Annotated in this window: 8 protein-coding genes and 1 pseudogene; 5 read left to right on the top strand and 4 right to left on the bottom strand. The window is 35.9% G+C overall.

Features of this window, described 5'->3' with window-relative positions; all coding sequences use genetic code 11:
- Nucleotides 1-1706: 1706 nt before the first annotated feature.
- Nucleotides 1707-2360, top strand: a complete 654-nt coding sequence (locus AFK68_RS46035; RefSeq protein WP_371357492.1) for a mechanosensitive ion channel family protein — start codon at nt 1707-1709, stop codon at nt 2358-2360.
- 220 nt (nt 2361-2580) lie between these two features.
- On the opposite strand, the gene AFK68_RS21785 is transcribed toward AFK68_RS46035, so the two are convergent.
- Nucleotides 2581-3252: a (2Fe-2S) ferredoxin domain-containing protein gene (locus AFK68_RS21785; RefSeq protein WP_246844339.1), complete on the bottom strand. Its 672-nt coding sequence runs from the start codon at nt 3250-3252 to the stop codon at nt 2581-2583.
- A 138-nt stretch (nt 3253-3390) separates the two neighbouring features.
- Nucleotides 3391-3636, bottom strand: coding sequence for an Asr1405/Asl0597 family protein (locus tag AFK68_RS21780; RefSeq protein WP_094675023.1), 246 nt, complete (start codon nt 3634-3636; stop codon nt 3391-3393).
- Between the two features lie 279 nt (nt 3637-3915).
- On the opposite strand from AFK68_RS21780, the gene AFK68_RS21775 reads away from it, so the two are divergent.
- Nucleotides 3916-4449, top strand: coding sequence for a Dps family protein (locus tag AFK68_RS21775; RefSeq protein ID WP_094675021.1), 534 nt, complete (start codon nt 3916-3918; stop codon nt 4447-4449).
- A 698-nt stretch (nt 4450-5147) separates the two neighbouring features.
- Here the strand turns inward: AFK68_RS21775 and AFK68_RS21765 are convergent.
- Nucleotides 5148-5351, bottom strand: coding sequence for a hypothetical protein (locus AFK68_RS21765; RefSeq protein ID WP_094675019.1), 204 nt, complete (start codon nt 5349-5351; stop codon nt 5148-5150).
- A 572-nt stretch (nt 5352-5923) separates the two neighbouring features.
- Here AFK68_RS21765 and AFK68_RS37185 point away from each other — a divergent pair.
- Nucleotides 5924-6070, top strand: coding sequence for a hypothetical protein (locus tag AFK68_RS37185; RefSeq protein ID WP_168186597.1), 147 nt, complete (start codon nt 5924-5926; stop codon nt 6068-6070).
- A gap of 1004 nt (nt 6071-7074) precedes the next feature.
- Here AFK68_RS37185 and AFK68_RS43555 read toward each other — a convergent pair.
- A complete protein-coding gene (locus tag AFK68_RS43555) occupies nt 7075-7197 on the bottom strand; it encodes a hypothetical protein (RefSeq protein ID WP_256386621.1) in 123 nt (40 codons plus the stop codon).
- Nucleotides 7198-7458: 261 nt separating this feature from the next.
- On the opposite strand from AFK68_RS43555, the pseudogene AFK68_RS46030 reads away from it, so the two are divergent.
- A pseudogene (locus AFK68_RS46030) lies at nt 7459-7712 on the top strand (hypothetical protein); the annotation flags it as partial.
- A gap of 68 nt (nt 7713-7780) precedes the next feature.
- Nucleotides 7781-8176 carry a hypothetical protein gene (locus AFK68_RS21755; protein ID WP_256386620.1) on the top strand — a complete coding sequence of 132 codons (396 nt, stop codon included), beginning with the start codon at nt 7781-7783 and terminating at the stop codon, nt 8174-8176.
- Nucleotides 8177-8655 lie beyond the last annotated feature (479 nt).

The following is an 8655-nucleotide window of genomic DNA, read 5'->3' as shown; positions in this document are numbered from 1 at the left end:
ATTACTTCTCCACCAGGACCTATTTTCTGGAGATACGGTTAGGGCTTCTAAAAAAAGATTGGAACTAGAGAAAACTACTTTAAAATCTGGAACCTTTTGTGTTAAAATTTTATCTTCCGGGTGTTGCTGAAGTAAAGTATAAATCTTTTTCTATATAAATCATCTTTATTAGCCTTCGTAAGAGTAAAATCAGAAGCTCTATATCCTGATACTTTTAAAGAGTAGACTAAATATCCCAGTAGAGTAAAAGGTAAAAATGCTTCGAGACTTTTTCAATTTCTATTCTTGGCAGAAATTAGTTTTAATTAGTCTTCTCAGTCTAGTGTTCGCGTTGGCGGAGCCTAGCGGCAGCTATATCGCTACATCCGAACTTGTCAATGCTCAAATTATAGAGCCTTCCATGGCTTCGTTCTTGAATTCTCTGCTGGAACAACCATATTTTTCTGAAAATCTTGAGATTCCAACTTCTTTATCCGGCAAAATAGGTAATCTCGAATATGCAGCAGTCAAATTAGACGGACGCTTAGTTTTTCAAGTTGCAGCCACTAATAACTTAGATATAAATACCAAGGATGATATCAATATTTTGGTTACAGAAAGAGTGAGGATAATTGAGAAAAGATTAAAATCTATTGTTCAGCAAAGTTTCGATCCTCAAACTTTGAAAGTTATTTCTGGTATCCTTAATGGTGAAACCGTAATAATTGTTTCAGACAATAAAAAATTACAACCATTAACCCTGCTGACTTTGACTAAAGCAGATGCTCAGTTGTATGGGCGTCCTATCTCAGAATTGTCGAAACAAGCAAGTGTAAAAGTGCGAGAAATTCTAATAGCTGCCTGGAAAGAAAGACAACCAGAATATTTAAAACTTCAAGGGATAAAAGGAGCAAAATTCCTTTGCTTGTTACTGGTTATCACTTTCATTGTGATGCTGTGGCGAAGATTATTAGAATGGAGAACGGAATCACACCACAAGTATCTGACAAAAATCTCTACTGACTCTTCATTCTCTCCTGATACTAAATTATCATCCTGGCTGATCAAGATTCAAGGAATGATCCCTAAAAAAAAATTAGGGCAAGTTGGTGGTATTTTTAAAGCGATCGCTAATTGGTTTCCATCTCCTAGTCTAGACGAGAAAAAGCAAAAGTTAAGGCAGAACATTAAAAGTAATATTTGGTTATGGTATTTACTAACATTAGTTCTAATCTGGATTTGGTTAGTAGGTTTAGCGATAATTTTTGGGCTATTTCCCTATACTAGACCCTTGGGATTATGGTTGATTTACAAACCGAGGCTCTTATTTGGACTTTGGTTAACTCTGTTTGTAATTAATAAAGTCGCAGATATAGTCTTTAGTTGGCTCCTAAACATTTGGTCAGAAATACAAATTCTTTCTGAACAAGTTGATACTCGCCAAAAATTACGCTTATCTACTTTAAAGCAATCTTTTGCTAGTATTAAGGCAGCCCTAATCATTCTGATTGGAATCTTTGTGTCTCTACGATTCCTTGATATTTCTATTGTTCCTATTTTAGCTGGAGCAGGTGTTGTTGGTTTAACTATATCTTTTGGCGCACAAACGCTCATTCAAGATTTAGTTCATGGTACNAGTTGATACTCGCCAAAAATTACGCTTATCTACTTTAAAGCAATCTTTTGCTAGTATTAAGGCAGCCCTAATCATTCTGATTGGAATCTTTGTGTCTCTACGATTCCTTGATATTTCTATTGTTCCTATTTTAGCTGGAGCAGGTGTTGTTGGTTTAACTATATCTTTTGGCGCACAAACGCTCATTCAAGATTTAGTTCATGGTACTGTATTTCTGATTACTGATTCTTTTGCCGTGGGAGATTGGGTTGTGATAGAGGATGTTGAAGGTCGTGTGGAAGAAGTCAATCTTCTCTATTCAAGAATTCGCAATCTTAAAGGAGTTTTGTTTACTGTTCCCCATCATCAAATTAAGATTTTGCAGAACCATACTAAAGATTGGTCACAGGTTGACTATACAGTGGAGGTATCCTACGAAACTGATGTGGACAGAGCATTATCTGTTTTTGAACAAGTAGCAAAGGAATTACATGATGACCCTAACTGGAGTCAATTGATCGTCGCGCCTCCTCAATTATTTGGTGTGGAAGAAATATCTCACCAAGGAATTAAAATACGTCTGTTGCTTCCCACTCAACCTGGAGAACACTGGATGGTAAATCGGGAATTACGGCGTCGTGTAAAGATAGCTTTCGAGCGCGAAGGAATTGCGATCGGTATTCCCAAACAATCTTTTTTAGTACAGAATTCAACTAATTTATTCGACATATCCGGAAAAGAGGGAGTAGGGAGTAGGAAGAAATAAGAGATAATTTCCCATGGGAGAATTGATTTTACTTTTAATTTTTTGACAATTATTATTCCGACTTTCTCTAGTCTTCCGACCCTCCCCACACTTCCCACATTCCCCACCCTCGCCACACTCTGCTTTTTTCAGCAAACCCTAATTATACAGCAGAATATTTCCAATCCCTAGAAAGAGATTGGAATTAGAGAAAACTACCATGAATCTGGAAACTTTTGTGTTATGCTTCTAAGGCAAAGTGTTTTTCAATTACTTCGGGAATTTCTGCTGAACTAATCCGACTGTATTTAGCTTTGTTCGGCATAATTACCATATTTGGTCCTGCTTTGCACTTTTTCAGGCATCCGGTTTTCTTAATTGTCACCTGGTCTTGTAAGCCCCGATCGCTAAGTGCTGCAGATAATGCTTGACAAACTTTGCCTGCACCTCGTTTTTGACAATCAGATTTTTGACATACCAAAATCTGAGCTTTTTTAGCAGGACATTTAGGATTAGCTCCAGTTACTTTTTGAGATTTACTACAAATATGCTCAGTTTCTGGCAATCTTAGCTCTATGAGTGGGCTAGATGAATCATCAACTAATTGGACAGTATGATTTTGGCATGGTACTGTTGAATTATTGCTAAAATCTGGTATAATTTCGAAAGCTTTCAATTCTTCTTCACCAGTTTTTAGACATACTGTCATTTCACCAGTCATTTTCACCCCTAAACCTGGTATTAATACCGATGAAAAATTCCGTCGTAAACGCTTGGCTATTTTGACAACATAATTATTTCCGGCGGGTGTCTCTACATGAACATATTTGACTTTATAGCCATCTTTGATGGTAACTTCTTGAACTTTTCCTTCGAGGCTGAATTTTTTCTGATGCTTCTTCAATTTAGACATTGTTGGTTACTTTTGCTTACTAATGGTTGTCTGTGTGGCTTGGAATAAGTCTAATTACTTAGGTAAAAGTTTTGTATCTCTAAACAGATAAATACATTACTTTTGCCTCTATCTAATTCATGGTATTAATTCAGGATATTAGCTAACCTCCCAACAACTTTGTAACAATTGCACCAATTCGTGACGATGAGCTGTGAATTGTTTTAAAACACTTTCTAGTTGGTTAGCTTCATTTGTGTTTTTTAGATTTACTTGCAATGGCTTTTCTGCTTCACACGAACAATCAATATCTAACTCTTGTAAGCGTCTATAGACTTGCCATCTATCTACACAACTTACTGGTAAAATTTCGCAGGTGTCTGGCCTCTGGTTGAATGTACTCATTTTTTTACAATTGAAATATATTAGCACTAAGTTTATTTGTCAGCTCTGGTGGAAGTGGAGTATGTTTCTACCAGAAAGCCTTTATTTGTAAGTATACACTACCTAATAAATTTTCTCAATAGTCTGATAAAAATTACTTGCTAACTCACAATATCTTTTATCTGTGAACCTGACTCAGGTTGACTCTCCTATTAACTGTGGTAGACTTAAGACTATTAGCAATAAAAAAAGCTAGATAACTAGCATTAAACTAAGTTAATTGACAGAGGAATAAATAATATGACTACAGCTACTCCAGTACAAGCATTTGGTGAAATTAAGGATAATCCTGTTGGATTAGAAAAAGAGGTAACTACACCAGTATGCGAAGGTATGAATGCTGCTTTGGCCAGTTTCCAGGCTTTATATCTCCAATATGAGAAACACCATTTTGTTGTAGAAGGAGCAGAGTTCACCCAACTACATGACTTCTTTAAAGAAAGTTATGATGATGTAAGAGAGCATATCCATGAACTAGCAGAACGTCTAAATGGTCTGGGTGGTGTTCCAGTTGCTAGCTTTGCTAAGTTAGCTGAAATGTGCTGCTTTACTCCAGAAGTAGATGGTAGCTTTAGCTCTCGCGTTATGGTAGAACACGATCTAGAAGCAGAACAGGAAGTAATTAAGTTATTACGTCGTCTTGCTGGACAAGCTGAAAGTTTAGGCGATCGCGCTACTCGCTACCTCTATGAGAAAATTCTACTTGAAACAGAAGAGCGTGCATATCATTTAGACCATTTCCTAGCTCCAGATACATTAGTAGTATTGAACTAGGTTAACTATTACAAGTTGTACAAGTTGGCAATTTAACTGTTCTGGAAAATTATCAACATAGAAGTAGATACAACACCTGAATTTTTGTTTGTAATATAATAATTTTCGGAAACCTTTTGGAGATGGTACTGTTTTTGCTGATATTCCTGGTTTAATTGAAGGTGCTTCTGCTGGTTTGGGTTTGGGGCATGAATTTTTGAGGCATATNAATATCTTCAAAAAAATCTCCGAAAAGAATTTTTGTTTGTAATATAATAAATTTAAACTAGCAAAACTCTTGATTTTCGTAGATTTGGCAGGCAAAAATCGGAAACCAAATTAAGTCAGATTTTGCCTGTTAAACTTCCATCAGGAATAAAATACAAGAATATTAGGTGACAGGGAGATAGACTCATCCTCTCTGTCAATTTTTTTTTGCTAGATAAGTAGCTATTAAGTAGATTATAACCCTGTTGCAAAAATTTAGCAACTACTTGGAAAAAAAATTAATTTTTGTAAAATAGATTACTAAATTTGTTGATTAATCAAGTGGAGTGAGGTATGGAGAAAAATTGACTGTCAATTTCAGAACAATACTAATTGACCAGTAAATCCAATATTTTGCTTGCTAGGAGTCTTCAAGTCAGTTGGCCAGCTAAAAACTTTTTTTCCTCCTTCCTGTCCTCTGCTTTCTAGGGCAGAAAAATTTATCTATCATTTCAAAGTTGATACACCATTACTATCGTTGGAGGACAACAAGAGCATCTACAATAAAGATGGCCAATAGTATCAAAACAACATACAACTTCTCCTGCTTGTCCATCAGAGGTTTCGTACATAGAATTGTGGCAAGGTGCTTTAGCGTTGGTAATAGCTTCAGCCATAAATTCAGGGGTTAAATCTGTAATATTTAGATTTGCCATTGAGATATTCTTCTTCAAGATTATTTTTTTTGTTTTTTGCTTTTGCTAAAAATTAAGCTTTTTCTCATTTATTTGTAATCTAAATATTCAAAGTTATTAGCTTCATTTTAATTGTTATCTTAAATCTAAATAACAGAAATAAATCTAGATTATTGATTGCGAAACATATGAGATTTAACTTTTTATTTATTAAATACTATATTCCTATTACTCATAAATTAGCTAGTTTTTTTCTGGATTAAAAATGACTTAAGGTTGAAAATTAGGTCTGTTTAAGTGTTGAGTTAAAAAAATTATATTATGTAGGAAAGAAGATTAATACTATTTCTCCATTAAGTTGAACTTAANCCTCATTAAAAATAATTCCGAAAAATATTCCTATTACTCATAAATTAGCTAGTTTTTTTCTGGATTAAAAATGACTTAAGGTTGAAAATTAGGTCTGTTTAAGTGTTGAGTTAAAAAAATTATATTATGTAGGAAAGAAGATTAATACTATTTCTCCATTAAGTTGAACTTAATAGAAGATGAGAATAGTCATCCTGTTTCACGGAAGTTAAAAGTAGGGGTGAATGGCCATTCGCCCCTACAAAAGCGAGTGCGTAATTTTGAGGTTTCCTGCGGGGCGTATAGAACCCCTAACCGTATCTCCAGAAAATAGGTCGGAGGGAGAATTAATTGATAAAAAATGGGTAATAATTGATTTGATGATTGGATGAGTGGGAGATATCTAATACACCCCATCTCCCCATCTCTCGACACTCTCGTACGGACGTTGCATGCAACGTCCGTACCCCCACTCCCCTACTCTCAATCTCTAATTTTAAATAGATCCCTTCAGGGGTTCTATAAAGTGCGGAAGTAATTCCGCACACAGCCTCTCCAGAATGTAAGACGCACTCAAGACAGTCAAAAATTAAGATTTCATAGGCTCAAAACTTTTACGCTACAGTAATTTCAGGAAATTATTTCACATCTAAAGTTTGAAACTATTTGTGAGACATCTAAAGTGAATTGGTATCAGTTTAATCAGGTTTGAGCAACAATTATGAAGTGCATTCTTACAAAGAAATAGTATAAGAAGTGATAGATTTTCAAGAAATAATAGACTTAATGGGACTGACATTTCCGACAGAATGCTGGGCAAACAGGCATTTTTTCTCCCAGAAAATTTCTAAGTAGCATTACAGCGGTTTTCATTTCAGTAGACCACGGTAGGGGCGAATGGCCATGTGCTAACGCAAAGCTCCGCTTTATATGTCGCGCAGCGAAACGTCCCTACAGAGTTTTGATTATGACGATGTGGTTTATCCATCTGAAAAGCGCTGTAAGACAAATTAATTATAGAAAGAGTCATTATTGTTTGCAGAGGATGACCGAGGAAAACACCTATTTTTATATTGGCGAGCCATGTATGCTCGGCCTAAAGACACAGGGTTTATTGTTCTCCAAACCCCACATCCAATAATATTGGAGCTTTAGTAGCTTCGTTCCTGCTCCATTTGCCCCTAGTGTGGAGAACTAAATGTTATTAGAGGCCAATATGATTACCATTACAGAGATTATTAGGGATAGAGGGCCAAGAGTGAAGTTTCTGGCGATTATCTTTAGTAAAACAAGGTTAAGTACCTCAATTATACTAATGGTATTGGGGAATTGGGCTACTAAGTAATTTGTAACTCTTTTTATACTAATTCCGCTTAATTCGGTATAAGAAAATGTTCTATCTTAAGCTATTGCCAAATTTTTCGCTTATCTGCCCATCTGCCCATCTGCCCATCTGCCCATCTGCCCATCTTCCCATCTCCTCATCTCCCCAATATTTTCGGGCGGGCAGGATGCCCACCCCACTTATATCAATGCCAAAAATTATACCCGTGCTTCAGTAACACCGTAAAGAAAGCATGAGAAAAAATTGAAAACGCCTTGAGTAATCATGTGTTAGCAGATATCAAGTTGGTAGCCGATCTCAAGTATGCACTATTCTGGAAAATGCAGACAAAACTTTTAATTTGCGTCTAACTGATGCAGACAAAACTTTTAACTTGCGTCTAACTTATCTCGCTCAACCTATTGCAATTTCATAAATGTACTGGCAACATATTAATTGAAGACAAGCAAGAGACAAAACTCAAACTTTTGCCAACTCTTCGCTGGAGATGGTAATGACTTGATCATAGTACGCCGAGGTGACGATATCATTGATGGTGGTGCAGGTCGTGATATTATTGCTGCTCAAAGGGGTGATGATATAATCACTGGTGGAACTGGTAGCGACTTCTTTGATTTCAGCAGTAATCATGGTGAGAATATAATCACTGACTTTGAAGACGGAATAGACTTCATTCGTTTAAGAGGTAANTGAGCGTGGGTGTAACTTGTCTGGCTCGAGCTATTGCAATTTGATGAATGTGGTGGGAAGATATTAATTGAAGACAAGCAAGAGACAAAACTCAAGCTTTTGCCAGCTCTTCGCTGGAGATGGTAATGACTTGATCATAGTACGCCGAGGTGACGATATCATTGATGGTGGTGCAGGTCGTGATATTATTGCTGCTCAAAGGGGTGATGATATAATCACTGGTGGAACTGGTAGCGACTTCTTTGATTTCAGCAGTAATCATGGTGAGAATATAATCACTGACTTTGAAGACGGAATAGACTTCATTCGTTTAAGAGGTAATCTAACCTTTGCTGACTTGGAGATTGAAGCTGAAAACGGTGGCACTAGCATTGAGAGTGAAAATGGTGATTTAGAAATTCAATTACCAGGCGTAAATGTAGCTAATATCACTGCTGATGATTTCCTTGAGATAGTAGTTTAAGCAAAAATTTAGAGACTGGTTTGATGCTTAAGTAAAATGATGTTTGAATAACCCTGTTTAGTTCAATAAAATTGTAGGGAGGTTGCATGGAACCTTCCTACTTTTCTTGGTGTTTACCTATTGAGTGATATCAAATTCGGTAGTATCGGTACAATCGATCCCTCGTAGGGGTTTGGTCACCAAATTCCTAGTTTGGTAGGGGTTTCTGCCTCTTTTAGAACTTTATTCTCTTCTATTTAATTTATTTAATTATTAATTAATTATAAAAAAAGCTATCCTCTCACAATGAATAGCAAATCTCCCTATTTTCCCTAACTTCCTATCTTTCTATTTCCCTTAACCATGTGATAAACATTCAACTGAACATGATATTGTAAGATAAGAGTTTTATCCTTGATTGTTACCCTGATCGAGATTAAAAAAAAGTCTTTTTATCACTTAAGCTTATTTATAATATTATTGAGATAAATATTTATCCT

This window comes from Hydrocoleum sp. CS-953 (assembly GCF_002260545.1).
In the GTDB taxonomy this organism is placed as follows: Bacteria; Cyanobacteriota; Cyanobacteriia; order Cyanobacteriales; family Microcoleaceae; genus Trichodesmium.
The sequence above is the reverse complement of the archived record's forward strand: the minus strand, read 5'-3'. Positions and strand labels throughout refer to the sequence as shown.

What these genes read in the sequence shown, in the direction of transcription:
- AFK68_RS21775 (WP_094675021.1), top strand. Translation starts at nt 3,916, where the DNA reads ATGACTACAGCTACTCCAGTACAAGCATTTGGTGAAATTAAGGATAAT.
- AFK68_RS21780 (WP_094675023.1), bottom strand. Translation starts at nt 3,636, where the DNA reads ATGAGTACATTCAACCAGAGGCCAGACACCTGCGAAATTTTACCAGTA.
- AFK68_RS21785 (WP_246844339.1), bottom strand. Translation starts at nt 3,252, where the DNA reads ATGTCTAAATTGAAGAAGCATCAGAAAAAATTCAGCCTCGAAGGAAAA.
- AFK68_RS21765 (WP_094675019.1), bottom strand. Translation starts at nt 5,351, where the DNA reads ATGGCAAATCTAAATATTACAGATTTAACCCCTGAATTTATGGCTGAA.
- AFK68_RS37185 (WP_168186597.1), top strand. Translation starts at nt 5,924, where the DNA reads ATGGCCATTCGCCCCTACAAAAGCGAGTGCGTAATTTTGAGGTTTCCT.